The following is a 25,240-nucleotide window of genomic DNA, read 5'->3' as shown; positions in this document are numbered from 1 at the left end:
TCTTGCCTGTGACTGCTTGTGGCACAGGCATCTTGCCTGTGACTGCTTGTGGCACAGGCATCTTGCCTGTGACTGCTTGTGGCACAGGCATCTTGCCTGTGACTGCTGACTGTTTCAAAAGCTGTTAGTAAACTATCAATTTCTCGCTCTCTGCCATAAAGTTTTTGCGGAATTTGAAAGCGATCAGAAATATCTTGACATCCTAGCGAAAAAAAGGATATATTGTTATTGCTGTGCAGTTGATTTAAGCATTCTTCTAAATCCGCTTTAATGCCGATCGCACTTTGATAGCGCTCCTCAGCATTTTTCCCCATCAACTTCATCACAATATCGGAAAGAATTTGCGGAATTTCAGGATTCACCTGAGATGGAGACAAGGGCTGTTTAGCGAGATGACTGTGTACTAATTCCAGCACATCGTTAGTGTCAAAAGGCAGTTGGTATGTCAGCAGTTCGTAAAAGGTAGCGCCCAGGGAATAAAAATCCGTGCGGTAATCTAAACTTCGGTTCATCCTGCCGGTTTGTTCCGGCGACATATAAGCAAGAGTTCCCTCTAAAATGTTGGGATTTTTGATGGTGTAATTCTCGCGCGTCAACTGCGTAGAAATGCCAAAATCGATGATTTTGAGTTGTCCGTTAGCTGGATTGAAGACAATATTTGAAGGGTTAATGTCTTTGTGAATGATGTGGGCGCTGTGAATTTGTTGTAAACCTTCTGTTGTGGCGATCGCAATTCGCAAGAATTCTGCAATACTAAATTTTTGCTGCTGCATCCAAATTTTCAAGGATTCGCCGCCAAAATCCTCAACAAACATCACCAGCGTGTTTTGATATGGCTGCAAATCATAGGCTTTGATACAGCCACTCAGATTCAGAGATTGTGTAATTTTATACTCTGTGCGATAGCGGGCGAGTTCTTGGGGTGTGGGATAATTTTCTTTAAGGACTTTGATCACGACGGGGAGACAGTCGGGTTGTCGGAATGCTCGGTAAACTAGGGAGTTTGCGCTTTCGTAGATGAGTTCTGTGACTTCAACGCCAGGAAAAGTGAGCATATTCAGCCTGCGGTCAACTTTGCAGTCGAACATAGCATAAATTTGCTCCTCACACCAGATGTGCGTGAGCCATCAGTCGATTTTAGATGTTAGATTTTAGATTTTAGATTTGACTCCACATCTGAGATTTTAGATTTTAGAAGCCAAAACAGGCTTCCCAGTCAATACAGCTTGTTCGATAATGTCAGCGGCGCGCTTGACTCCGCCCGATCGCCTCTTGCATCTCGATCGCCCTTTGTTTATACGACTCTTGGGTTAGGACTTTCACAATTGCCGATCGGACTTTAGAAACGCTCAATCCTCCTATAATTAATACATTAGCTTGCCATCGTTATTATTAATTCCCAGTAATGTGACAGAAGAATGCCGATAATCACCGCTAGATGTGCGGCAATTGGCAGAAATTTGAGATCCATTAATACCGAAGTCTGTGCAAGTTCGGTTGAACGTACTTGCTTCCCCAATATTGCCTTGTACCAGTTGTCCATTTTTATTATGAACTCCTTGAATGGTAATGGAAGTGCGCTGATTAGTGCCATCTTTTTTGTCACAAGTTGCAGATAATTGAGCGCCATTGATTGAAAAATCCGTGCAACTGGTAGCAAAGGTACTTGCTTTTTGAGCATGGGTCGGCTGCTGAAAGATGGAGAACGATAGTACGATTGAAGCCGACACTCCAAACAATTTAATGAATTTCATGGTTTTTTTTGTTGATTTACTATTTTTAGCGTAAGATAATAACCCTAAAAACCTTCTAGCTTTTAGTTGAGTATGAACTTAGCCAAATAGTCAGTTGGCGACTCAGCCTCTGTGAGGTAAAATCCTAAACTTTTGGCTGGATGTCGCCCTCAAATATAGGCTGTCATTGCTTATACAAGACTTACGGAGGTATGGAACGCAGGCTTTACTCATTGCACAGAAACGGAGTATTACCAGTCTATAGTTCCGTGGAATATTCGATACCTAACCAAAAGTTCAGGTAATCTCCTCAACTAAAGGTGAGTTAAAGCTCTGTTGTTTTTATAGGTTCAAAACTAAACTTGGAGCTAGCTACTTTAGCTGGGTAATTTCCTAAACTAAATTTACGCATAGGCCAGCACTAGCCTAGCTGGAAAAAACAAATAAGGAGTTACTTCCTTAACAATTCAATTAGGAGCAAATCTCATGTCTTTTGAATTTGAAAGCGTCAATCATTTTTTTCAAGAAGTCTCGCAAGATCCAGAACTCCAGCTACAGTTCCAATCGGTAACGGATCGGGAAAGCTTAGTGAATAAAGCGGTAGCCCTGGGCAAAGAAAAAAGCTACAGTTTCTCCTCAACAGAGGTTTCTGAGTGGCTGGAGTCGGTGACTGCTCAGCATCAGAGCCAGTCAGATACTTCAGGCGAGTTGTCTGACAGTGAATTGGAGGCTGTTGCTGGCGCAGGAGTTATCGGAGCTGGTATAGGAGCAGTTCTAGGTGCTCTAGGTGGATTTCTCGGCGGTCTTTTCGCAGGAGAAGACCCCTTTAAGGAATCCGCAAAAGGAGCTATTTCTGGAGCTGTAGTCGGTGCGGCGACTCCAACACCGTAGGTAATCTTTGTCTTAATACAACACCGAAATCAAAAGGAGCAATCAGATGGACAGCACTAATCAGTTTTGCCAAGAAGTCGATCGAGATTCTGCCGTACAACAGCAACAGTCGCCAGCCAATCCTGTTGCTGAAGAATTGGACGATACGGAATTAGATGCGATCGCAGGCGGTCTTACGTTTTTCAATTGGAGTAGGCTCCAGTGGTACGGTCCGACCGAGAGAATTTCGACCGAGGATTTTGCTAGCGATTTTGCTAGCCACATAGCGGGTAAAAAGGCTGGATAGCAGCCAACTTTGCTAGGAGTTGGTTCGATCGCTTTTGGAAGCAAATTTCACTAATTATCGAAGGAGAAAACATCTGATGGAAAGCAACAATCGATTTTTGCAAGAAGTACCCTCCGAGTCGTCCGCAATCACAGCATCCGCACCGGATAACTCAACTAATCAAGAATTGAATGATACGGAATTAGATGCGATCGCAGGCGGTATCCGTACTATCACAGCCAGCGGTCCAAAGCCCGACTTTTTGTTGCGTATGGGTCCGGTCTTCCAAATAACTGAAGAAACGCTGTCCTATTTGGGACGGAAGATATGAGCTGCTTGTAACTAGAAGCGATCGCGCTTCTGCTGAGTTTAAACATCCAAGGAGAAAACATCTGATGGAAAGCAACAATCACTTTTTGCAAGAATTACCGTCCGAGTCGTCCAAACTCACAGCATCCGAATTGGGAAATTCAACCGATCGAGAATTGAACGACTTGGATCTCGAAGCGATCGCGGGTGGTCATTCTAATATGGCCGATCGCGCTCGGGCTGCCGGTATGCCTGTGGTCACAAGCAACAGTCCCCGACCTCATTTTAAAGGCCCCGCTATCAGTATGGAATTCTTTGAAGCATTAAGGAATTTCGATCGCGGATAGAAGAAATGAGTTGCTTGTAATGAGCCACTTGTAATTGCCAACTGTAACGCGATCGATGAGGCTAAAATTCGCAAAGCAATCGTATACTCTGCGATTGCTTTTTTGTTACAAAATGACAAATACAACAATCCAAATCTACAGAAAATATGAATGCAATACAGCCACTATACCTGATGCAGCAAGCCCCCGATATGAGTAACGCTACAATATTTAGCGTTGGCTTAGTTATCGCCTGCTTGCTATTGCTAATTTTGTTGTGGTTGCCCGATTTGGTAACAAAAGAATAAGCCTAATTTGGCTCGATTCATAGTGATGGCTGTAGGGGCGGGTTCACCGAAATCTCTCGGACCGATCGAACAATCCCATAAACCCGCCCTCCCCCGCCTTGATTTACATCAACATTTTCCCAATAAATTAGCGGTACATTGGTATTGTTGGTGGGGTGGGGGCGGGTTTACGAGATTGTCGATTTTTGCCAGATATTGTTGGTGAACCCGCCCCTACGGGTTGGATTTACATCAACATTTTACCCCGTAAATTAGCGGTACATTTGTATTGTTGGTGGGTAGGGCGGGTTTACGAAATTGTATATTTTTGCCAGAGATTGTTGGTGAACCCGCCCCTACGGGTTTGTGAAATCGCGTTTACATTACTCTATCTGCCGCGCCACTAATCTAGCAAATAATCCTCCCTGTTTTACCAATTCCTCAAAGGAACCAAATTCCACCAAGCGGCCGGCTTCAATTACATAAATACGATCGGCATTGCGAATCGTACTCAGGCGGTGGGCGATGACAACTCGCGTCACATTTAACTTATCCAAACTCTCAGTAACGATCGCCTGGGTGCGGTTATCCAAAGCACTCGTAGCTTCATCCATCAGGATAACCTTTGGTTTGACAACCATTGCGCGCGCAATTAACAATCTCTGCCGCTGTCCTCCCGAAAGATTCGTGCCTCCCTCGCTGACAACCGTGTGCATTCCCATCGGCATTTGTTCGATATCGGCGGCTAAACCGGCCATTTGCGCCGCTTCCCAAGCTTCCTCCTGCGTTACCATCGCCCCGCAGGTAATATTGTCAAACATCGAACCAGCATTAATTCTGCCGTTTTGCAGCACTACTCCTAACTGCCGCCGCACAGCTTGAACGTCGAGGCCTGCTAAATCTTGATTGTCGTAATAAACAGTGCCACTTTGTGCTATTTCAAATCCCAATAACAGCCGAAATAATGTTGATTTACCGCTACCCGACGGCCCGACGATCGCGATAAATTCTCCCGGTTGAATATTGATGCTGACATCATCTAAAATTGGGGGCCCGTCCTCCCGGTAGCGGAAAGTTGCCCTATCGACAGTAATTTGACCTTTTAAGCGCCCCGGATCGGCTTTTGTCGGGTCAGATTCCGGGATTCCCTGGACGATCGGTTTGGCTCGCTCCCACAGCGGTACAATTCCTAAAATATCAGTTAGGGTATTGCTCAAATCTGTGACGCCGGAAAGAAAGGTTCCGAAGGCGGAATTAAAAGCGAGAAACGTCCCCATATTCAGTCCGCTGCCTTCTGTTTGAGAGGTTTGCATGAACACAATTGCAAACCAAAACATCAGAATAGAACTAACTAACGGCAGCGCTTCGTTAAATACAGAAACGCTGTCGTCAATTCGTTTAATGCCAGTTCTTAATTTAATTTGTTTGCTGTATTTTTTCGCCCAAGCTGCAAAGGCTCGCCCTTCTGCTGCAGCTACCCGCAGCTTTGATACTCCGTTAATTAGTTCTACTGTCAGCCCGTTAATGTCGCCTTCTCCTGTTTCCATCTGCCGCTCTTTTGGGATTAAGAGCAAGCTCGATGTGACTGTTACTATAACCGCCAGAAAAGTTAAGCCAATTCCGACTAAAGTCAGCGGCAGGCTGTAAACAAACATCAGCCCCAAATTCAGCAGGGAAAATATGGCGCTCAAAAGTGTCCGCTGCGTCGCGCCGCTGAGTTGGGCGCGAATTTGATTAACTGCTAATAAGCGAGTCAGCAAGTCGCCAGAGGAATAGCTGCGAAAAAATGCCGGTTTTAATCTCAGCAATCGATCCCAAACTGCCGGCTGGAGAGTGCCGCTGGCAGCATTTTCGATCCGCAGCGTCAGAATTGTTTGGGCCATGCTAAATACAGCCCGTCCGATCGCCGCAACTAACAATACCAGCCCTAACTGCCACAGTAACAAACGATCGCTGTCAGGAATAGCATCATTGACCAAAATCGAGGTAGCTTGCGGCGTCACCATCCCCAGCAGCGTTCCCAATATCCCCAGCCCGAAAGCAACGATCATGTCTTTTTCGTAGCCCTTCGTCCCGAAGCGAAACAGTTCCGCAGCGTTGTGAAGCAATAGCGGCAGGGGCCGGTAAAACATGAGAGTTTCTGACGACAACTCTTGGGCGATTGCTTTAGTTACCCGTTTGCGAGTGCGGTCGATCGGATCGAACAAAGTATAGCGAGATCCCTTACCGGGCAGCAAAGCTACAGGTCGATTTTCGGACTTTGTATAAGCCAATAGCGGGCCGCAGTTTTGCCGCCACCAATCCCCAGCCAGCAGCACGTGGCGGGTGCGAAATTGGGACGATCGCGCGATCGCCTCCATCGGATCTTTAACTCGACTCAAATCTTCGGAACCCGCCGGGGGATTGACGGTTATACTTTGTGCCTTACCTACAGCCCCAGCAGCGATTAACAGCGGCGTTCCTTCCTCAGACAAGGCAGTTTTCCGGGGATGCAAAACCTCGGTTAAATCTCCCAAAGCTGTCTGAGTTACTTGGCGGTTTAGCTGTTCGCGTTCCTGAAAGCGGCGGAAGTCCTCTGCTTTTTGCTGGGAAACCAGCAAGTTCAAGCAGCAGCAAAAATACTCGTGCAGCAAAGCTAAACTCGCGGGCAGCCAGTCGGCATTTTCCACCTCTGCTGTTGAGAAAATTTGCACCTCAACTTCCCCGGATGCCACCAGTAGCATATTCCCAGCCAAAGGAAATGCTGGGGAAGCGGAATTTAACTGCAATTCCCCGACACTCGCATCGCCCGACGAGACGCGCACCCAGACAACTGTTTCCGGCGGCGATCGCAGAATTTGACCGGGAAGTAGCGATATCTGCTGCGAGGCTGCTGCGACAACCGCAGTTTCTGGGGCAACTTTTTCCTCCGGGGCGTGAAGCGCAGCTATCCCGTAGGGAATCACTCGTTCTCCCAAATGCTGTATCCACCCTTCCACAAGCGATCGCGTTTTGCTGTCACCAGCAGCAACTAAAGCGGCACAATCTGCGATCGCGATCGGTTCCAGTTCCGTTTCGGCGATCGCGATCGCCAGAAGTCCCCAACCTGGTTTTAAATTTTCTCCCCCCCTTGTAGGGGCGGTGCCCCCGTGCCCGCCCTGGTTGGGGGGGGTAGCAGCGCCGAACAAAGCCTCGCCGGCACCGACGCCGAACAGATAATGGCGGTTGCCCGCAGGCTTCTCACTTTGTATCTTGGCTGCAAACACTGCGATCGCGCCCGACTTAACAATCCATACCTGATGCGGGTCATTCAGCAGCAGCGGTTCATTTCCTTTAATTCGGTGCAGTTTCTTAACAGGATTTAGATCGAGCATAGCTAGTAATTTGCGAGTAGTAATATCAAGTCCGGCAGGGGTTTAAAGCCTTGCCTCAAAGAAGACAGTGCGATCGTATCGATCGGGCTAATCCACAGATCCTAGGAGTGATTAAAATCCCCGTCTCATAGCTAAAGTCGGTTTTAACCGACTGAATAGCTAAGACTCTATAGCCAACACTGAATAGCCCAATCAAACCATCGCTCATTTCAGTCCTCTTCAGAGGACTTTAGCTATTAGACAGGGAATTCATTCCCTGGCGGACTACCGGGTTGGCTACTGTATTTCTGCTGTTTATTGTTCATTCCCAACCAAACGAGCATAAGGCCCTCCCAGCTTTTGCAACTCCTCATGAGTGCCTCTTTGAACTACTTTCCCCCCTGCGAGCATAATAATTTCATCGCAATCTCGAATCGTACTCAAACGGTGAGCAACCACAATACAAGAAGTACCGCGACGCCTCAAATTGCGATCGATAATTAACTCTGTTTCAGCATCCAGAGCACTCGTTGCTTCATCCAGCACCAACACCGCTGGATTCCTCACTAATGCCCTGGCAATTTCCAAGCGCTGTCGCTGTCCGCCGCTCATATTTGTCCCCCCTTCATTGAGTTGAGCATCGTATCCTCCCGGCATATTCAAGATAAGTTCGTGAATTGCCGCATCAATGCACGCTTGCACTAAATCTGCTTCCGGTACTGTCGGGTCCCAAAGCGTGAGATTTTCCCGAACTGTTCCGGCAAATAGAAATATCTCTTGTTCGACCATTGCCAGCGAATTTGCTAGGATAGAACGGGGAATCAAATTGCGGGGAACCCCGTCAAATAAAATTTCGCCATTCATTGGTTCGTAAAGCCCGGTCACAAGTTTGGCAATAGTAGATTTGCCCGAACCGCTTCCCCCCACTAACGCTACCCGCTGACCAGGTTTTACGGTTAAGTTCAAGTTGTCAATTAGCGGCGCTTCCAAGCGGCTGTAGCCAAAACTGACACCGCGCAATTCAATGCTTCCTTGCAGGTGAAAAGAATCTGGTGCAAGGGCGATGCGACAGTTTTTACTATTAAAAGAATCGCGGTCTGTTTCGGGGTCGATCGGGTTTTGCAGAACGTCATCAAGTCGGCTTAAATCGGCTTCTAATTCTTGCAGAGTGCTGCCAAAATTGACTAGATTGTTGACGGGTCGGAGGAATTGCTGAGTGAGACTTTGATAGGCAATTAACATCCCGATACTCAAACCGCCGTTCATCACCCGCAAGCCGCCGACAACTAAGATAGCAGTTGCAGCTAATGCCGTTAAAAATGCTGGTAATATTGACAATACTTGAGTGGGCAAAGCCAATTCTTGCTGGGCGTTGCTCATTTTGGCATAGTACCCGGCAAACTTAGAAAATAAATCGAATTCTAAACCGCTAGCTTTGACAGTTTCTATAGATTGAATGCCTGCGATTGCAGCACCGCCAACCTTACCTGTTTCCTGAGCTAATCTGGTGTTAGCATCGACGCGACTGCGGGATAAAGATTGCAGTGCCAGAAAGTTTAAGGCCGCAAAAACAGCGGCAACACTGGTCAATACCCAGTCGTACATAACCATAATTATCGCATAGAAAACCATCATCACTGCGTCGATCGCAGTTGCAGCAAGTTTCCCCGATAAAATTTCAGCAACCTTATCATTAACTTGGCAGCGGCTGCTAATTTCACCTGCAAACCGCTGGGCGTAAAATCCCACAGGCAAGCGCAACGTATGCCAGACAAACTGTCCCGACATCGAAATCGCAAGCTTGTTTGCCAGCCGCCGCAAATAGAAAAGCCGCATCCGCGCTAGCAACCCTTGAATAGCAGCGGCAAACAACATTCCTAATATTAAAGGTCGCAGCCACTCGTGACGGTTTTCGACGAGAATTTCATCCACAAAAATTTGGGTAAATGCCGCGCCAGCCAAACGGGGAACAGTCAGTAATAAACCAGCAATTAAACAAAATGCGATCGCCCAACGGGAACTTTGCAATCGGGAATCTAAAGCACTGGCAATACTCGGTTTTTTCCCGCCCTTTTTAAACTCAGGCCCCGGCTCAAAAGTCAAAACAACGCCAGTATAAGCCGACTTAAATTCTTCTAGGGAAACAGTCCTCGGCCCCGATGCGGGGTCGTTGAGGTAAACGCGCTTTTTCTTAATACCCTCAACTACCAAAAAGTGATTGAAATTCCAAAAAACAATAAAAGGCGGCGGTACAGTTTTCAACTCTTCGACAGTTTTTTTAAACCCTTTAGCATCTAAGCCGTAAATTCTGGCTGCTTTGAGGATATTAGAAGCTTTACTGCCATCGCGAGAAACGCCGCACTCGCTCCGCAATTGAGCTAAAGGTACTGGGTGTTCGCAGTAACTTAAAATAATTCCTAAAGCAGCAGCACCGCATTCTACTGCTTCCATTTGCAGCAGCGTGGGAGTACGAACTCGCCTTAATTTGCGCGGTGTAAAAAACTTGTCAATCCAGGGAGTTTTCATCTGTTATAAGGCTAAAATCCATAATAAACTTTGCTTGTATTCGAGTCTAGATCCCCCTAAATCCCCCTGATTGTTGGGGAGTAGGGGTTGACTTTGACTGCTCTTGTCCCCCCCTTGTTAAGGGGGGTTAGGGGGGATCTAGACTTCGATATAAACAAGAGAGACGGTCGGTTTAATAGTAAGGTGCGTTAGACCCGAAATCCTCGATAATCATTCTAGAACTTCGTCTGACGCACCCTACAAGTCGATGGGAGTGTGACAGTTAGCCTTAGTCCTAAATTAATAAACTCCTGTCAAAGACCGAAAAATAGGAATCACGTAAGAAATCGGCGCTAACTGCCCGATTTGAACCCGCACTAGCGCAGTAGTACCGGGGGAAATCTTGAGAGGAGGCCCGTTCGAGGAAGACCATTTGTAACCGCTGATAGTGTTCGGATCTTGTTGCAATTCCACAAATATTTGCACGGGAGCACCGCCACCAGCTATGTTTTTTGCGATGCTGTCAGCCAAATTTTCATTGCCGATAATTGACGACATATCTTGATTAGTAACCGGAAAAGGAGAAACTTGGGTTACTTTGCCGACAATGCCGCCGTAGCGTTCCCGCTTGACGACGCTAGGGGTAACTTGTACGGTCATTCCCGGTTTAATTTGCTTGCCGTCTCTGTCAGCAAAATAAACAAGACTGACCATTTTTTCGCGAGAATTTTTAGATTCAACTGTCCCGATCCTTGTACCGATGTTCAGTATTTGACCTGCAACGGCGCTAACTTCTAAAACGCGGCCGTCGTATTGGCTGGTAATTTTGCTGTCGGCTGTCAACTGATTCTGCAAGTGGGCAATCTTGCGTTTAACTTCCTGAATTTGATTTGTTTGGGCGATCGACTTCTCTAAATCTTGTTGAGCTAGTTTGACCGCTTGGGTTTCCATGTCTTTAATCTTAGTTTTGATTTCGTCAATTTTATTCAGGTTTTGCAGGTACTCCCGTTCGGTGTTACTTTTCTGAACTTTAAGTTCTTGGAGATTGTTTTTAATTTCGTTAAGGCGGTTGAGATTTTGCAGGTACTCCCGTTCGGTATTGGTAGCTTCTACCTTGAGTTGCTGCCGGCTGTTTTTGAGGTCGTCAATTTTATTGAGATTTTGCAGGAATTCGCGATCGCTATTGGTTTTCTGAACGTCGAGTTCTTTTAACTGCGTTTCAATATCCGCCAGTTGCATCTGAGAGTCCGCGAATTCCTGTCTCGCTTGCAGCATTACATCCTCGCTGATCGCCCTCTCTTGTTCGTAAAGAACGCGGCGAGTTTCAAACCGCTGCTGTAAAGTTTCCACCAAAGAAGTGATGTGCTGTTTTCGCTGCAAAAGACTCTCGCGTTTTTTGGCGATCGCGGCCAGAGTTTGCTGCCGCAATATCGGTGCAACTTGTTCTCGCCGCAAACTTTCTTCCAAACTTTGGCGTTTTTCTGCTAAGGCTGTCAGAGTTTGCTGCCGCAGTACCGGCGCAATTTGTTCTCGACGCAAACTTTCTTCCAAACTTTGCCGTTTTTGCTCTAATGCCGCCATACTTTGCTGGTGCAGTATCGGTGCAACTGACTCCCTATTCAAGCTTTCTTGAAGGTCTTTTTGCTGCTGTTCTAGCGTTTTTAATTCCAGGGCAATTTGCTGTTTTTGCAGCTTATTAGTATCTTGTTTTTGCCCTTGCAGTTGGGCTAATTTCGCTTTTTCTTGCTCTAACTGCTGCTTGAGGTCTAGTTTATCAATTCTACCGATTTCCTGACCCCGTTTAACAACATCTCCCGGCTTGATATTTAGCTTTACCAATTGACCGGAACTAGCAGCTTGAAATTGCACGACTCGGCGGGGCAGAAGCAACACGCCTTGACCGGAAACAGTCAGCGGAATTCGCCCGATCGCACTCCAAACCCCCGCAGCAGCAACTAAACAGCCAATTGCAGTTAGTGGCAGCCACGATCGAGGACTAACCACCTGCATCATTTGGTCAAGGCGTTCCGGTGAAGATAAGCGATCGATCGCTTCAGTAGTGAAAAGTTTGTTTTGTTTTACCTGCATCAGCTATTCCTTTCGAGAGTGCGATCGCGGCTGTAAGCAGGGGTGTATTTGAAAGGGAAATTCCTTGCAAGTCAATTGAGGCACAAACAATTTCCCAACAAACGTTCAAAGCTTCCGTGCAATTACTTGAATGTTCTCACTCCTGTTTGCAGCTTGCCTGTAAAATCACTTTACGACAATTAACCCTCGTAAGACCTAACTAACAGTAGAGTTTTCAGCTAACAAAAAGACCAGCGTACAGCCAGTCTTCAGACGGGGGAATGACCCGAACTTTCGGCTAGGTATCGCCCGCAGCCAGGGCCTACACATTGGTCACCAGTTAAGCTAAAAACACTTTGGTCAATGGGTAGAATTACTCTAAAGTATCGAAGTAGCAACTTAAAATGTGGTGCGATTTGTTCAATGAGGTGGGTAAAACATTTACGACACCTGCAAGGATTGCTATATAGTTTGATTTTTGATAAAATTAGTGAACCAACCCCAGTGCAACAAAAGGTTCTAGTTTTGCTTGTGTTTCTCTAACTTATACGCAGTAAACCGGGCGCCCGAATCTTTCTTTAAAAAGCTTACTCTACACTGAATATACCTTTTATCTATTGGGGAAGTTCAGTGTAATTGGTGATTGGTAATTGTAGGTTGGGTAGAACTAAGGAATGAGAATTAAATAACTTACAATGCGTGATGGTTCTTGTGGGATGGGCGTCCCGCCCGTCCAGAAAGGGCGGGACGCCCGCCCGTCCAGAAAGGGCGGGCGTCCCGCCCAACCCACAAACTTGTGTAAATTATTTAATTCGCGATCCTAAGAGAAACCGCACCTACAATTACTATTAACAGTCAATCGATTTTAGATTAAAGAATTGAAGCATTGACCCCACGGATAAATTCGGGGGCTTGCTTATCGGATACAGGTTTTTGATTTCTCCGTCCTGAGTCTGCAAAGGAATGAATCACGTGGCGGGTATCCTGGATGCTTTCGGTCAAAATCAACAGTCAAAAGTTAACAGTCAACAGTTAATTGTTAACCGTTGACTGTTAAACTGAATGCCTGTGCCGAACTCGCTAGAAACGGCGGGAATGGCTGTTCATTCTTTGGATTTAGAACTTTTGGAAAGCTTACCTTCAAAAGGTTGAACTCCACTATTGGGATAGTTGTCATCGCTGGGGCTAAAAATCCGCACCGCTGCTTCCGAAACGTAACGCATCGCGTTTGCCAAAGATTTAGAAAGATTCATAGAATCTGCCTCTCTTGTCTGAGTTCTGATACTTTTAATATTACTCAGATTTTTGGGCGGTGGATGACTTTAGCAATATTTATTTGAATTACTTATTGGTCTGCAACAATGAAGCAAGCTGAAGCTTGGAGAAATTACGCATTTTTGGACGATCGACCTTTTGGTGGTAGATTTTTCCTTGCTCAACTCAAGCAGTCGCGATCGCCCTCCCGACGCTTAGAAACCGCGTTGTCTAACTCTATTCAAGGGCTGCAACGAAATATTTTCGCAAAAAACCCGCAACGCTTGAGTGTTTATGCTTAATTCCTGAGTTGGTTAAATTAAGTATTTATATGGGTTTTACCATAATATTACTCTCCAAATTAACCGAAATCCGCTATTAAAGGGCATAATCAGCGAATTTTTCCGACAAATATCTGCAATCTTTATCAAAAGTTTACAAAAAGATATGGTATTTGTCACTATAATTAAGAAAAAGAAGTTTGTCCGGGGTTTTTCTTATGGAAACTGCGACAGAAAGCCTGCAGCTCACAGGTTTTGAAGAAATCTTAGAAGACCGGGAACTGACGGTTTCCTCAGCAGATTACAGCCTTTTGACCGATCTCTACCAGCTAACGATGGCCGCTTGTTATGTCGGGGAAGGGCTCGACGGGCGGGCCGCGAGTTTTGAGTTGTTCGCGCGCAGGCTGCCAGAGGGTTTTGGCTACGCGATCGCGATGGGTTTGGCTCAAGTTATCGATTATTTGGAAAAATTTCGGTTTTCGCCGGCGCAAATTCAGGCTTTGCAGTCCACTGGGATTTTTGCTGGCGCCCCGGAACGATTTTGGACTTTACTCGCCACAGCCCGCTTTACTGGCGATGTTTGGGCGGTGCCGGAGGGGACGGCGGTGTTTGCCAACGAGCCTCTGCTGCGAATTGAGGCTCCTCTGTGGCAGGCTCAGTTAGTGGAAACTTATTTATTGAATGCCATAAATTATCAAACTTTGATTGCGACGCGGGCAGCGCGGCTGCGCGATGTGGCGGGCCCGGAGGCTAAATTGCTAGAATTCGGGACGCGGAGGGCTTTTGGGCCTCAAGCTGCTGTATGGGCTGCTAGGGCTGCCCTGGCTGCGGGGTTCGACGGAACTTCTAATGTTTTGGCTGCTTTGAAGTTAGGCAGCAAACCTGTAGGTACGATCGCCCATGCTTTGGTAATGGCTGTTGCCGCCCTCGAAGGCAGCGAGAATCAGGCGTTTGCAGCTTTTCACCGCTATTTTCCGGGGGCGCCACTGCTGATAGATACTTACGATACTGTGGCGGCGGCGCGGATGTTGGCCGATCGAGTAAACAGCGGTGAAATGCAGTTGGAAGGCGTGCGGCTGGATTCGGGCGATTTGGCGGTGCTGTCTCGGGAAGTTCGATCGATCCTGCCTGGGGTTCCAATTTTTGCTAGTGGCGATTTGGACGATCGAGAAATTGCTAAATTAAAAAGTAGCGGCGCTTGCATTGACGGTTACGGTTTGGGAACGAAGTTGGTCAGCGGTTCCCCTGTGAACGGTGTTTATAAGTTGGTGGAAATTGACGGAATTCCGGTGATGAAAGAGGCAAGCGGCAAGGTAACATATCCAGGAAGAAAGCAAATTTTTAGACATATTGAAAATGGACACATTCTCGGAGATTGTTTGGGATTGTCAGGAGAAACTATTCACAATTGCGATTCTTACTTACCATTAATGGAGTTGGTTGTAAAGGACGGCACACGAGTGCAGAACCAGGAAAGTTTGGACGATATCGCCAAACGAACTGCTGCTTCTGTCGCCAGTCTGCGCCCCGAAACTCGCCAACTTGACAACCCGATTTCGCCGCCTGTGGAAATTTCTACAGATTTGCAGAGTCTCACCCAAAAAACGAAAAAGAGTCAATCGATTTTAGATTTTAGATTTTAGATTTTAGATTGAAGTCAGTAGTCAGTAGTCAGTAGTCAACAATCAACAGTCAACAGTCAACAGTCAACAATTACCGATTACCTATGCAGAAGATTGCTCTTTTTGGAACCAGTGCCGATCCGCCCACAGCAGGACACAAAACAATTCTGAGTTGGCTTTCCCAACATTTTGATTGGGTAGCAGTTTGGGCTTCGGACAATCCTTTTAAGTCGCACCAAACTTCTCTAGAACACCGATCGGCAATGCTGCTGTTAATGATTCAAGAAATTAATTCGCCCAGACACAATCTTTGCTTGCATCCAGAACTCAGCAGTCCGAGGACGGTGGAAACTGTGGAACAAGCAAGATTGCTGTGGCAGGATGCAGATTTGACACTGGTAATAGGTTCTGACTTGGTGGGGCAACTGTCTCGCTGGTACAAATTTGAACAATTGTTAAAACAAGTGGACTTGCTGATAGTACCGCGACCGGGTTATCCGTCAGAACAATTAGATTTGTGGCAGTTGAGGCGCATGGGTGCAGAGGTGGCGATCGCATCTTTGAATGGTCCCAATGTTTCTTCTACCTTCTATCGGGAAACAGGAGACACCCAAGCCCTGACTCCGACCATCGAAGATTACATCAATAGGGAGCATTTGTACGCATGGCACGAGGCACGAAAAAGAGCGAAGGTTGCTCATTAGCTGACTTTAAAGTAGGAGTAGATAATGTGATTTTTTCCGTCGATGCCGTGCAGAACCGCTTGTTGGTACTGTTGGTAATGCGGCAAGACGAACCGTTTATGGATTCTTGGAGTCTTCCTGGTACTTTGGTGCGGGACGGAGAGTCTCTTGAAAATGCGGCTTACCGAATTTTGTCTGAGAAAATTCGGGTAAAAAATTTGTATCTGGAGCAATTGTATACTTTCGGAGAACCGGGGCGCGATCCTCGGGAAATTACCAGGGGCGATCGTTATCTTTCGGTGAGTTATTTTGCTTTGGTTCGCTTTGAGGAAGCTGAGTTAATTGCTGGGAGTGTAGTGGCGGGTGTGGGCCACCGCGTCGGCGGCATTGCTTGGTATCCCGTGCAACAAGTTCCTAAGCTGGCCTTCGATCACAATCAAATTCTCGAATACGGATACCGGCGACTGCGTAACAAACTTGAATACAGTCCGGTAGCTTTTGAAGTTTTGCCGGATGTTTTTACTTTGAGCGATTTGTATCAGCTTTATACAACTATTTTGGGGGAAAGTTTTTCGGATTATTCTAATTTTAGATCTCGATTGTTAAAATTGGGTTTTTTGTGCGATACCGGTGTTAAGGTTTCGCGGGGGGCTGGCCGCCCTGCTAGTTTGTACCGCTTTGATGCGGCCGCTTTTGCTCCTTTAAAAAATAAGCCGTTGGTTTTTATTTAGCTGTTACTTAGATGACATTCGGGGATCAATTTAGTAACATTAGAATAGAAGCTATTAAGGAGTGCAGACGATGAAAGACCCTGATGAATGCGCTAATATTCACGAAGTTCGGGAGGAAATTGATATCATCGATCGAGAAGTGATCGAGGCTTTGAGCAAGAGATTTCAATACGTCATCGCGGCCGCAAGGTTCAAAACGAGTGAAGCTAGCGTTAAATCGTTCGATCGCTTTCACGATATGTTACAGCAGCGGCGCGAGTGGGCTCAAGAATCGGGTTTGAATCCTGATGTGGTTGAAAATATTTACCGGGATTTGGTAAATTATTATATTGAAGAAGAGTTGAAACATTACAAATCCAAGTAATCTTTCGCTACATTCAAATCTAGGACTATAGGAAAGTGAGTCCGCGCGGGCGGACTGTTAGCAATATTTATTAGGTGATTTGGTGAGATGAAAATTGCGATCGCACAACTCAATCCTACTATTGGTGATATCTTGGGCAACTCCAACCTAATTCTGGAGGCTGCGAAAAAAGCTGATGTTGAGGGCGCAAACTTATTGCTAACACCGGAACTTTCCCTGATCGGTTATCCGCCGCGCGATTTGTTAATCAATCCGAGTTTCATTGCAGATGCAGGTGCACAGTTGCTGCAACTGGCGCAAGCTTTGCCGCCGGAGTTGGCAGTCATAGCAGGCACTGCCTTACCTAATGCTAATGCTGTTAAACTCGGCGGAAAATCCTTGTTTAATAGCGCTGTTTTGTTGCAAAATGGCGTGGTCAAACAAGTTTTTCATAAACGCTTGTTGCCTACTTATGATGTATTTGATGAAGATAGATATTTTGAACCGGGAGAAAACAGCAATTACTTTACTATTGGCAAAGTCAAAATCGGCGTTACAATTTGTGAAGATTTGTGGAACAATGAGGAGTTTTGGGGTAAACGCAGTTACGCGGGCGATCCTGTTTCCGATTTGGCAAAATTGGGTGTAGATTTAGTGGTGAATTTGTCGGCATCGCCTTATTCTGCGGGAAAGCGGGGAGTGCGATCGGCGATGTTGCAGCACAGCGTCATCCGCTGCGGGAAACCGATTATTTACGCTAATCAGGTAGGGGGAAATGACGATATTATTTTTGACGGCAGCAGTTTTGCTGTGAATCGAAAGGGTGATTTAATTCAGGTATTGGCTTCTTTTGAAACTGATTTTGTGGTGCTGGAATATGACCCAGCTAAACAAGATTTAGTTGGCAGCGGGAACGGGCAATATGCCCGTTCCACAACTGATTTGGGATTATGTGAAGGACGACAAAAACTAGGTTCGATCGGCAGTGGCGTTGGCAGTGGCGGGAACGGGCAAGATGCCCGTTCCACAACTGATTTGAGTTTTCATCCGGCAGAGGGAGATGCAGAAATTTGGGCTGCTTTGGTTTTGGGAGTGCGAGATTATGTTCGCAAGTGCGGTTTTTCTAAGGTTGTACTCGGTTTGAGTGGCGGGATAGATTCGGCTTTGGTGGCGGCGATCGCCAGTTGCGCGATCGGGCCCGAAAATGTTCTAGGGGTGTTGATGCCTTCTCCTTACAGTTCGGATCATTCTGTTAACGATGCTTTGGAATTAGCCCGAAATCTGGGCATTGCGATCGAAATGTTGCCGATCGGCGATTTGATGGAAACTTACGATCGCACTCTCGCCAATTTGTTTGTCAATACAACTTTCGGGATTGCTGAGGAAAATATTCAATCGCGGATTCGAGGCAATCTGTTGATGGCAATTTCTAACAAGTTCGGACATTTGCTGCTTTCGACGGGCAATAAGTCGGAAATGGCGGTGGGTTACTGCACTCTCTACGGCGATATGAATGGGGGATTGGCGGTGATTTCCGATGTGCCGAAAACTCGCGTTTATTCGCTTTGTCGGTGGCTAAATTCTGGCGGATATGTAGGGGCGGTGCCCCCGTGCCCGCCCCAGGGAAAGGAAATTATTCCGGTTAATATTATTAATAAACCGCCGAGTGCTGAACTGAAACCGGGGCAAATTGACCAAGATTCTTTGCCGGATTACGATGTTTTGGATGACATCTTGCAGCGGTTGATCGAACATCACGAATCGGTTCAACAAATTGTCGCTGCAGGACACGATGAAGCGGTGGTTAAACGTGTAGTAAAATTAGTGAGGCAAGCGGAGTTTAAACGGCGGCAAGCAGCCCCGGGTTTGAAAATTAGCGATCGAGCTTTTGGTACCGGTTGGCGGATGCCGATCGCCAAATCTTCCTTTTATTAAACGCATCATTAAACGCAAAATGGTTAACATCGACGGTACTTCCGGCTTCGATTTTCTCGCGGGAACTCTCAGCAACGATACCATTAGAGGATTTGCAGGTAATGATACTATTCAAGGTTTGGGGGGAAATGACCGAGTTTTTGGCGATCGGGAAAATGACTTGCTAGCAGGAAATGAAGGCGCTGATACGCTGTCTGGCGGGCAGGGAAGCGATACAATCTATGCAGGACAAGGTGAAGATGCGATTTTTGGCGATCGGGGTCACGATTTGCTAATAGGTGGCGAAGGCAGGGATATCTTGACAGGAGGCGCGGGGGAGGATTTATTTGTGATGGAAAAAACATCCGCCGCATCTACTATTAGTCAAGCCGATATAATTACAGATTTTGGCAACGGCAATGATAAAATTGTCTTGACCGAAGGCATGAAGTTTAGCGATTTAGAGCTTTCTGTTACCGATAACCAAACTATTATGAAAGATAAAAACTCTGGTAATTATTTAGGAGTTGTTCCGGGAAATTCTAATCTGACTGAATCCCACTTTATGTCGCTGTTTGCCGGGATAGATATGGGTCAGCTTTTGCCAATTTCTGTTAACACGATTATAGCCGATCGCGCGATCGGACTGGAAGTGGCGCAAACTCCCCAAGAACAAGCCACAGGTTTAATGTTTCGCACAGAATTGCCAGACGACAGAGGAATGCTTTTCCCCATCGAACCCGCGCGAAACGTGCGTTTTTGGATGAAAAACGTGTTTATTGAGCTCGATATGGTTTTTCTGCGGGAAGGCGTCGTGCAGGCGATAATTCCTAACGTACCGCCGTGTTTGAGCGAAACCTGCCCCAACTACGGCCCGGATGTTCCCGTTGACGGAGTTATTGAACTCAAAGGCGGAAGGGCGGCCCAATTGGGACTCAAAATTGGCGATCGGATTCCCAATTTACCCTAAAAAGGTAGATGATATCATGTCTGTTTGATTCGGACTTGTATGATATTAAATTTTGTAGGGGCGGGTTCACAAACAATAATTGCCCATAATCTACAATATAATAAACCCGCCCCCGCCCATACTACCAGACATGATATGATTTTATCGCAGCATTCAACATTTGTGCATCCCATGAATCCTATTGAATTAAAAATAATCCCCCATCAAACTCAAGACGGTTTAGCTTACCAACATTTGCGCTTGCGAATTACAACTCAAGACGGTATTATCACACCCGATGATTTACAAGGTTTGAAACTTCCTCAAGACGTTCAATTAAGCCAAGGAATTGTCATTGAAGGTAGAGGAGCAATTTGGCTGTACGGGTATTTAGTGCACGAATGTCATCCTGCTGCTTGGGTGGGATGTTACGATCCGCGATTAGAAGGTGCGGTGGTAGTAGCGACGCACAAGCACGAGGTATCTGTTGGACAGGTATTAAAATTGAGTTTACCAAGCGATTAAGACTCTCCTGAGTTTTAGGTGATAATAAATAAAAATAAAACTTCCCGTGGTGGGGGCATATTACCTGCGTTAGCGACACGCTAACACTAATGTTTCCACCACAAATCCAGGAGAGTCGCGATTAAATTAGAGCGTTTTGAGTGAATAGTCCAGACTATTGTGCACCAGACTATCCAGCTATGAATGCCGATCGCGGCAGAATTGCTGTGGGAGGAATTGATATAAATGGCAGGAGAGATAAATTCTCTAACCGTGCAGGTTCCACACCTGTGGATGAGGTAGTTGCACCTCGACTAGATATCTTTTCTACAACTCGCTATCACACCTACGAAACCTAATATCTCACCTTTACTCAAAGAACACGATCGCGAATTACGCACTCCGACAGAGAAACCGGGTTTTTTACCGAATCTGCGAGTCACAACGCAGTATTTTCCTAAAAAACCCGGTTTCTGAACCCCCGTGCAAAAGCCCTAGCAAAAAATGGTTTGACGCGCAATATACTGTTGTTAGCTTTTAGTTATTAATTATGGCAAATTACAGAACTGTATTGTTGTTCAATAGTCTAACTTTAGTGCTAGTTGGGCTAGTGACGGCGTGTCTGAGTTTGTTCGGTTCTTCAGTAAAAGGGTTATTTTTGCCGCCTTGTTCTGCCACGTATCCGGGTGCAGGTTTCTTTTTTTTGGCGTTTCAAATGTTATTTTATTTATCGGTAATGGTGTGCGCTTTTACCTTTGGATTGCTGAGAATTATTCAACCCGATCGCCCAGAAAATCGATTTATTTTATATTCGGCACTGTTTGCAGGTTGCTTTCTGTTCAATGAAGTTTTTCGCACCCACGTTCATCTGGGACGTGCGGGTTTTCCGAAAGTGACAATTGTCATATTTTACGCTGTGCTGGCAATTGCATACGGATTAGCTTTTCGGAGACAAATTCGCTCGACTCCCTATGCTTTACTGCTGAGTGGCGTGGGTTTGTTATTTGTTGCCTTTTTTGCAGAAGCGCTGCCTTTGAAAAACGAGATAATTTCGAGCTTGCTGGAGGGAATACCGAAGCTGTTGAGCGGGATTAATATTGCACTTTATTTTTGGTTTTTGTGTCAGGGTTTGATAGTGCGATCGCTCAATTTTTCTAACAGGAAATCACATCCCGAATGAAGTAAGATGAAGATTTGCCGTTGGGTGGGGGCGGGTTTTTGAGATTGTCGGTTTTTGGCAAATATTGTTGGTAAAACCCGCCCCTACATGATTGTATAATCGGTTAAAACTGAGATATTGCACCCTTTTCAATTAATTGTTTAGGAACAGGCAAGATGCCTGTTCCACAAGAAAATTTATATGTTGTGGAACAGGCATCTTGCCTGTTGCTGAAAATGGTGCCTGTTCCACAAGAAAATTTATATGTTGTGGAACAGGCATCTTGCCTGTTGCTGACAATGGTGCAAAATATCAGTTAAAACAAAAAGTATCGCTGCGCCATTGGCAAAACTGTTGCCGGTTCGCAAGTTAACAATTCCCCATCCGCCCTGACTTCATAAGTTTCTGGATCGACTTCCATTTGTGGCAAATAATCGTTGAGTTTCATGTCTCTTTTGGTAATTTGTCTGGTGCCGGAAACTGCTACCGTGGGCTTTTGCAAACCGAGCTGTGCGGCAATATCTCGATCGCGCGCAGCTTGGGAAACAAACGTCAGACAAGTCGCCCCAATCGCACCGCCAAAACTGCCAAACATCGGCCTCATATGCACCGGTTGCGGCGTCGGAATGCTGGCGTTAGCATCTCCCATCTGCCCGTAGGCGATCGCCCCTCCTTTAATTACCAGTTCCGGTTTCACCCCAAAAAAAGCCGGCCGCCACAAACACAAATCCGCCAATTTCCCCTCTTCCACCGAACCGACATACTGACTAATTCCGTGAGTTATTGCCGGATTAATTGTATATTTCGCAATGTACCGCTTCACCCGAAAATTGTCATTCATCCCCTCTGTTCCCCCCCCTTGGTAAGGGGGGGTTATCCCTCTTGTTTCCCCCCCTTGGTAAGGGGGGGTTAGGGGGGGTAAATTCCCCCTTTGAACCTTCATTTTATGTGCCGTTTGCCAAGTCCGAATAATCACCTCTCCAACTCTTCCCATCGCCTGAGAATCAGAAGAAATCATACTAAACGCACCTAAATCGTGCAAAATATCCTCAGCAGCAATAGTTTCCCTTCTAATTCTCGATTCAGCAAAAGCCACATCTTCAGGAATGCCTCGATCCAAATGGTGGCAAACCATCAACATATCTAAATGTTCTTCTAAAGTATTGACAGTGTAAGGGCGAGTCGGGTTAGTTGACGAGGGCAAAACATTAGCTTGTCCGCACACTTTAATAATATCCGGTGCGTGTCCGCCGCCAGCACCTTCGGTGTGGTAAGTGTGAATAGCGCGATTTTTAAATGCGGCAATTGTAGCTTCCACAAATCCCGCTTCATTGAGAGTATCGGTGTGAATTGCAACTTGCACGTCGTACTCGTCAGCTACACTCAAACAAGTGTCGATCGTTGCTGGTGTAGTTCCCCAATCTTCGTGGAGTTTCAAACCCATTGCACCGGCAAAGATTTGTTCAACTAATCCTTGAGGTTGACTGCTATTTCCTTTACCTAAAAACCCTAGATTTACGGGGAAAGCGTCAGCAGCTTGCAGCATTCGGTACATATGCCAAGGCCCCGGAGTGCAAGTTGTGGCGTTTGTACCCGTTGCGGGGCCAGTGCCGCCGCCGATCATTGTCGTGATTCCAGAGGCGATCGCCACTTCAATTTGCTGCGGACAAATAAAGTGAATGTGAGTGTCAATTCCCCCGGCAGTCAGAATCATTCCTTCACCGGCAATTACTTCAGTACCAGGCCCGATAATAATATCTACCCTATCTTGAATGTAAGGATTTCCGGCTTTACCAATTTTGTAAATTTTCCCGTTTTGAATCCCAACATCTGCTTTAACAATTCCCCACCAGTCTAATATTAAAGCATTAGTAATCACCGTGTCAACAGCTCCGTCTGCATTAGAAATAGGCGACTGTCCCATGCCGTCGCGAATGACTTTGCCACCGCCAAATTTAACTTCATCCCCGTAGGTTGTGAAGTCTTTTTCAACTTCTATGAATAATTCTGTATCGGCTAACCGGACGCGATCGCCCACAGTCGGCCCGAAGGTTTCCGCGTAGGCGCGGCGATCCATTCTGTAACTCATTTTAATGCACTCCTAATCAGATTTCCTAGAATTTTTGTCATTGCCCAAATACTTGAGTATACATTAATTTATGCTAAAAGCCTTCTGTGTGTATACCTTCTATAAACTCAACAAATGGTTTGAAACATTGAGTACATTTCTCGGCAATTTCTTGATACGAAGTCTTCCCTAGTATCAATTTTGCATCCACTTTTTTATTGTATCCTTTGCCAGCATCTCGGAAAAGTTGCTCTACAATTTTCGAGGGGGGGCGATCGTGATTTTGGTCTTCTACTGGTATTGTCCAGGTGACAGCTAGAGAAGTAACTCCTAGTTTACCTCGTAATGCAGATTCAGCCGCCAAAATCAAAGCTTCCATTTCGTATTTAAAACAAAAAACTTTGAAGCGTTCTTTGAGACGTTCATCCTGAATACCTTTCTTTTGTAATGCTTGATAAAAATTCTCCCTAATTCCAGCTTTTAGCTGTTGAAAAGTCTCATGGGGAAACCCTTTATTCTTAGGATATAAGTCTGGCAACAGAATTACAATTGAATTCGGAGTCCTGCAAAGAATATTAACAGCTTTTATTGGAGCATTCAGCAGCAACTCTTTTTTAGCGTCACCTCCTCTATCATTGTTCTCTCCTTTGATTGGAAAAAACTCTATACTGACACCTTCTTCAGATTTTTGGTCAATCAAATTTACTAACAATGCTTCCATTGCATTTTTATCTGATGGCCCTTCTACATAGATAATTACCCTCATGGTAGAAGCTCCAATTCATCACTGCGGTGGAGTTTTTCAATTTCCTCTGTCCCAAAGTCATCAACCATATCTGTTAAAACTTTGGAATTACCAGGTTTAATAAACTTTGATTCTCCATTCTCCTTTCGCATCACAGCAATTTGGGAAATATCAAATTGGGTTAAAAAATAAGAAGAATGAGTAGCCAAAAGAACCTGAGTGCGTTCAGCAGCTTTTTCAAACAATCCTGCTAAAAGAGGGAGTGTCCGAGGATGAACACCTTGATCCGGCTCATCAATACAAATTAGAGAGGGTGGTTTCGGGTGCAAACAAAGACAAATCCAACAAATTAATCTTAGAATACCATCGGATAAATCCGCAAGACTTAAATCCTGGTTAATCCCCTTTTCCTGCCAAAATGCGATAACTTCTCCAGGCCCGCCGCGAGCTTTTACAGTCAATTTTTTGAATCCTGGAATAACTGATTGTAAATGTTGTTGCAGGTCATCAAAAACGGCGCTATGTTCAGTCCTTAAATAGTGTAATACTGAACTCAAATTGCCTGCATCTTCATCCAACACTGGTTCTTGTTCAATGAGAACAGATTTGCGAATTTTGTGATTAGCAATGTTAAATGAACTGTAAAATTTCCAACCCCCGATATACTCTCGTAGTTTATAGAGAGTTGCTAAATCTGGATTTGTTATTGTCCTGAGTGCGAGTTGATTGCGTTTGGGAAATACGCGATTTGTCTCTGCATATCCTGGTTCGCGATACAAACCTTCAGTACCTTTAATATCCATGAACAAATGTTGAGATGACTCCACTCGCTCGAAAGAAATTTGCGGATTGCTTCTCGGCCCCATGAGTTCTCCTTGATAGGAGATATTAGACTCACCTGTATCAATTTTAAGCTCCCATTCAAACTTTTCTGAGCCGGTAATATGGAAAATCTGTTGACCGATAGAACCCTTAATAATTTCGTTAGGAATCTCGCTTTCCATACTGTCGGTCAAAAATTTTAGAAACTCAAACAGGCTTGATTTCCCAGAACCATTAGCTCCCACAATAATTTCTAGTGGTTCCAATGGAGCAGTAAAATCTCGGAATGGTCTATAACCCTGAATTTTGATTGAGGTTATTCGGGAGTGCGGTGTCATTTCGCTACCTGTCGTTTTAGTAATATTGTTGATAATACAGGACTTACGCACGGCTGCCAAAAACCAGGTTTTTCTGTCAATATCTATCGCATAGATGCACAATTTTTCTCAG

The 25,240-nt window shown here is 45.6% G+C and carries 25 protein-coding genes; 16 read left to right on the top strand and 9 right to left on the bottom strand.

Annotated elements, in window-relative coordinates; genetic code table 11:
* A partial coding sequence (locus QT990_RS01290) for a serine/threonine-protein kinase (protein WP_333143666.1) occupies positions 1–1,055 on the bottom strand: 1,055 nt, incomplete at its 3' end.
* A gap of 309 nt (positions 1,056–1,364) precedes the next feature.
* A complete protein-coding gene (locus QT990_RS01285; protein ID WP_333143633.1) occupies positions 1,365–1,754 on the bottom strand; it encodes a CVNH domain-containing protein in 390 nt (129 codons plus the stop codon).
* A 465-nt stretch (positions 1,755–2,219) separates the two neighbouring features.
* Here QT990_RS01285 and QT990_RS01280 point away from each other — a divergent pair, with 465 nt between their 5' ends.
* From QT990_RS01280 to QT990_RS01260, 5 genes are all read left to right on the top strand, one after another.
* On the top strand, positions 2,220–2,624 hold the full coding sequence (locus QT990_RS01280) for a Nif11-like leader peptide family natural product precursor (protein WP_333143634.1): 405 nt from the start codon (positions 2,220–2,222) through the stop codon (positions 2,622–2,624).
* A 46-nt stretch (positions 2,625–2,670) separates the two neighbouring features.
* Positions 2,671–2,910, top strand: coding sequence for a hypothetical protein (locus QT990_RS01275; protein WP_333143635.1), 240 nt, complete (start codon positions 2,671–2,673; stop codon positions 2,908–2,910).
* 76 nt (positions 2,911–2,986) lie between these two features.
* A complete protein-coding gene (locus QT990_RS01270) occupies positions 2,987–3,220 on the top strand; it encodes a hypothetical protein (protein WP_333143636.1) in 234 nt (77 codons plus the stop codon).
* Positions 3,221–3,284: 64 nt separating this feature from the next.
* Complete coding sequence (locus QT990_RS01265) at positions 3,285–3,545, top strand: hypothetical protein (protein ID WP_333143637.1); 261 nt, start codon at positions 3,285–3,287, stop codon at positions 3,543–3,545.
* A gap of 146 nt (positions 3,546–3,691) precedes the next feature.
* A complete protein-coding gene (locus QT990_RS01260) occupies positions 3,692–3,832 on the top strand; it encodes a hypothetical protein (RefSeq protein WP_333410086.1) in 141 nt (46 codons plus the stop codon).
* Positions 3,833–4,194: 362 nt separating this feature from the next.
* Here the strand turns inward: QT990_RS01260 and QT990_RS01255 are convergent, their stop codons facing one another.
* The 4 genes from QT990_RS01255 to QT990_RS01240 all read right to left on the bottom strand — a co-directional run bounded on the left by QT990_RS01255 (position 4,195) and on the right by QT990_RS01240 (position 12,968).
* Positions 4,195–7,164: an NHLP bacteriocin export ABC transporter permease/ATPase subunit gene (locus tag QT990_RS01255; protein WP_333307603.1), complete on the bottom strand. Its 2,970-nt coding sequence runs from the start codon at positions 7,162–7,164 to the stop codon at positions 4,195–4,197.
* Between the two features lie 294 nt (positions 7,165–7,458).
* Entirely contained in the window at positions 7,459–9,669 is a 2,211-nt protein-coding gene (locus tag QT990_RS01250; protein WP_333307600.1) for an NHLP family bacteriocin export ABC transporter peptidase/permease/ATPase subunit, read from the bottom strand.
* A gap of 279 nt (positions 9,670–9,948) precedes the next feature.
* Complete coding sequence (locus QT990_RS01245; protein ID WP_333307597.1) at positions 9,949–11,736, bottom strand: NHLP bacteriocin system secretion protein; 1,788 nt, start codon at positions 11,734–11,736, stop codon at positions 9,949–9,951.
* A 1,082-nt stretch (positions 11,737–12,818) separates the two neighbouring features.
* On the bottom strand, positions 12,819–12,968 hold the full coding sequence (locus QT990_RS01240) for an isochorismate synthase (protein ID WP_333143642.1): 150 nt from the start codon (positions 12,966–12,968) through the stop codon (positions 12,819–12,821).
* 108 nt (positions 12,969–13,076) lie between these two features.
* On the opposite strand from QT990_RS01240, the gene QT990_RS01235 reads away from it, so the two are divergent.
* The 11 genes from QT990_RS01235 to QT990_RS01185 all read left to right on the top strand — a co-directional run bounded on the left by QT990_RS01235 (position 13,077) and on the right by QT990_RS01185 (position 21,475).
* Positions 13,077–13,271 (top strand): hypothetical protein, encoded by a 195-nt coding sequence (locus tag QT990_RS01235; protein WP_333307594.1) that lies wholly within the window; start codon positions 13,077–13,079, stop codon positions 13,269–13,271.
* Positions 13,272–13,468: 197 nt separating this feature from the next.
* Positions 13,469–14,893, top strand: a complete 1,425-nt coding sequence (locus QT990_RS01230) for a nicotinate phosphoribosyltransferase (protein WP_333464822.1) — start codon at positions 13,469–13,471, stop codon at positions 14,891–14,893.
* Positions 14,894–14,976: 83 nt separating this feature from the next.
* Positions 14,977–15,576, top strand: coding sequence for a nicotinate-nucleotide adenylyltransferase (locus QT990_RS01225; RefSeq protein WP_333307586.1), 600 nt, complete (start codon positions 14,977–14,979; stop codon positions 15,574–15,576).
* Complete coding sequence (locus QT990_RS01220) at positions 15,537–16,286, top strand: NrtR DNA-binding winged helix domain-containing protein (protein WP_333307583.1); 750 nt, start codon at positions 15,537–15,539, stop codon at positions 16,284–16,286. The genes QT990_RS01225 and QT990_RS01220 overlap by 40 nt, the downstream gene beginning before the upstream one ends.
* A gap of 70 nt (positions 16,287–16,356) precedes the next feature.
* Positions 16,357–16,650 carry an isochorismate lyase gene (locus QT990_RS01215; protein ID WP_333105335.1) on the top strand — a complete coding sequence of 98 codons (294 nt, stop codon included), beginning with the start codon at positions 16,357–16,359 and terminating at the stop codon, positions 16,648–16,650.
* A gap of 87 nt (positions 16,651–16,737) precedes the next feature.
* Positions 16,738–18,564, top strand: a complete 1,827-nt coding sequence (locus QT990_RS01210) for an NAD+ synthase (protein WP_333464821.1) — start codon at positions 16,738–16,740, stop codon at positions 18,562–18,564.
* 19 nt (positions 18,565–18,583) lie between these two features.
* Positions 18,584–19,513, top strand: a complete 930-nt coding sequence (locus QT990_RS01205) for a DUF192 domain-containing protein (RefSeq protein ID WP_333307577.1) — start codon at positions 18,584–18,586, stop codon at positions 19,511–19,513.
* A gap of 135 nt (positions 19,514–19,648) precedes the next feature.
* Complete coding sequence (gene crn3 / locus QT990_RS01200; RefSeq protein ID WP_333464820.1) at positions 19,649–20,017, top strand: CRISPR-associated ring nuclease Crn3/Csx3; 369 nt, start codon at positions 19,649–19,651, stop codon at positions 20,015–20,017.
* 140 nt (positions 20,018–20,157) lie between these two features.
* The gene (locus QT990_RS01195) at positions 20,158–20,355 is read left to right on the top strand and encodes a hypothetical protein (RefSeq protein WP_333307574.1); all 198 of its coding nucleotides are present in this window, start codon (positions 20,158–20,160) and stop codon (positions 20,353–20,355) included.
* A 191-nt stretch (positions 20,356–20,546) separates the two neighbouring features.
* Positions 20,547–21,176, top strand: coding sequence for a hypothetical protein (locus tag QT990_RS01190; protein WP_333286513.1), 630 nt, complete (start codon positions 20,547–20,549; stop codon positions 21,174–21,176).
* 155 nt (positions 21,177–21,331) lie between these two features.
* Positions 21,332–21,475, top strand: a complete 144-nt coding sequence (locus QT990_RS01185; RefSeq protein ID WP_333143650.1) for a hypothetical protein — start codon at positions 21,332–21,334, stop codon at positions 21,473–21,475.
* Here the strand turns inward: QT990_RS01185 and ureC are convergent.
* The 3 genes from ureC to QT990_RS01170 form a co-directional block, all read right to left on the bottom strand.
* Positions 21,472–23,244 carry an urease subunit alpha gene (gene ureC / locus QT990_RS01180; RefSeq protein ID WP_333410093.1) on the bottom strand — a complete coding sequence of 591 codons (1,773 nt, stop codon included), beginning with the start codon at positions 23,242–23,244 and terminating at the stop codon, positions 21,472–21,474. The genes QT990_RS01185 and ureC overlap by 4 nt on opposite strands.
* A 73-nt stretch (positions 23,245–23,317) precedes the next feature.
* On the bottom strand, positions 23,318–23,989 hold the full coding sequence (locus tag QT990_RS01175; protein ID WP_333464819.1) for a DUF4276 family protein: 672 nt from the start codon (positions 23,987–23,989) through the stop codon (positions 23,318–23,320).
* On the bottom strand, positions 23,986–25,179 hold the full coding sequence (locus QT990_RS01170) for an AAA family ATPase (protein WP_333464826.1): 1,194 nt from the start codon (positions 25,177–25,179) through the stop codon (positions 23,986–23,988). Before QT990_RS01170 ends, QT990_RS01175 begins: the two co-directional genes overlap by 4 nt.
* Between the last annotated feature and the right edge of the window lie 61 nt (positions 25,180–25,240).

Source organism: Microcoleus sp. T3_B1 (genome assembly GCF_036700445.1).
Classification (GTDB): Bacteria; Cyanobacteriota; Cyanobacteriia; order Cyanobacteriales; family Microcoleaceae; genus Microcoleus.
Note: the sequence above shows the minus strand (reverse complement) of the source record. Positions and strands in the feature narration are given on the sequence as shown.

Excerpts from the sequence above, each read along its gene's own strand:
- QT990_RS01285 (WP_333143633.1), bottom strand. The coding sequence starts at position 1,754 with ATGAAATTCATTAAATTGTTTGGAGTGTCGGCTTCAATCGTACTATCG.
- QT990_RS01280 (WP_333143634.1), top strand. The coding sequence starts at position 2,220 with ATGTCTTTTGAATTTGAAAGCGTCAATCATTTTTTTCAAGAAGTCTCG.
- QT990_RS01275 (WP_333143635.1), top strand. The coding sequence starts at position 2,671 with ATGGACAGCACTAATCAGTTTTGCCAAGAAGTCGATCGAGATTCTGCC.
- QT990_RS01270 (WP_333143636.1), top strand. The coding sequence starts at position 2,987 with ATGGAAAGCAACAATCGATTTTTGCAAGAAGTACCCTCCGAGTCGTCC.
- QT990_RS01265 (WP_333143637.1), top strand. The coding sequence starts at position 3,285 with ATGGAAAGCAACAATCACTTTTTGCAAGAATTACCGTCCGAGTCGTCC.
- QT990_RS01260 (WP_333410086.1), top strand. The coding sequence starts at position 3,692 with ATGAATGCAATACAGCCACTATACCTGATGCAGCAAGCCCCCGATATG.
- QT990_RS01255 (WP_333307603.1), bottom strand. The coding sequence starts at position 7,164 with ATGCTCGATCTAAATCCTGTTAAGAAACTGCACCGAATTAAAGGAAAT.
- QT990_RS01250 (WP_333307600.1), bottom strand. The coding sequence starts at position 9,669 with ATGAAAACTCCCTGGATTGACAAGTTTTTTACACCGCGCAAATTAAGG.
- QT990_RS01245 (WP_333307597.1), bottom strand. The coding sequence starts at position 11,736 with ATGCAGGTAAAACAAAACAAACTTTTCACTACTGAAGCGATCGATCGC.
- QT990_RS01240 (WP_333143642.1), bottom strand. The coding sequence starts at position 12,968 with ATGAATCTTTCTAAATCTTTGGCAAACGCGATGCGTTACGTTTCGGAA.
- QT990_RS01235 (WP_333307594.1), top strand. The coding sequence starts at position 13,077 with ATGAAGCAAGCTGAAGCTTGGAGAAATTACGCATTTTTGGACGATCGA.
- QT990_RS01230 (WP_333464822.1), top strand. The coding sequence starts at position 13,469 with ATGGAAACTGCGACAGAAAGCCTGCAGCTCACAGGTTTTGAAGAAATC.
- QT990_RS01225 (WP_333307586.1), top strand. The coding sequence starts at position 14,977 with ATGCAGAAGATTGCTCTTTTTGGAACCAGTGCCGATCCGCCCACAGCA.
- QT990_RS01220 (WP_333307583.1), top strand. The coding sequence starts at position 15,537 with ATGGCACGAGGCACGAAAAAGAGCGAAGGTTGCTCATTAGCTGACTTT.
- QT990_RS01215 (WP_333105335.1), top strand. The coding sequence starts at position 16,357 with ATGAAAGACCCTGATGAATGCGCTAATATTCACGAAGTTCGGGAGGAA.
- QT990_RS01210 (WP_333464821.1), top strand. The coding sequence starts at position 16,738 with ATGAAAATTGCGATCGCACAACTCAATCCTACTATTGGTGATATCTTG.
- QT990_RS01205 (WP_333307577.1), top strand. The coding sequence starts at position 18,584 with ATGGTTAACATCGACGGTACTTCCGGCTTCGATTTTCTCGCGGGAACT.
- crn3 (WP_333464820.1), top strand. The coding sequence starts at position 19,649 with ATGATTTTATCGCAGCATTCAACATTTGTGCATCCCATGAATCCTATT.
- QT990_RS01190 (WP_333286513.1), top strand. The coding sequence starts at position 20,547 with ATGGCAAATTACAGAACTGTATTGTTGTTCAATAGTCTAACTTTAGTG.
- QT990_RS01185 (WP_333143650.1), top strand. The coding sequence starts at position 21,332 with ATGCCTGTTCCACAAGAAAATTTATATGTTGTGGAACAGGCATCTTGC.
- ureC (WP_333410093.1), bottom strand. The coding sequence starts at position 23,244 with ATGAGTTACAGAATGGATCGCCGCGCCTACGCGGAAACCTTCGGGCCG.
- QT990_RS01175 (WP_333464819.1), bottom strand. The coding sequence starts at position 23,989 with ATGAGGGTAATTATCTATGTAGAAGGGCCATCAGATAAAAATGCAATG.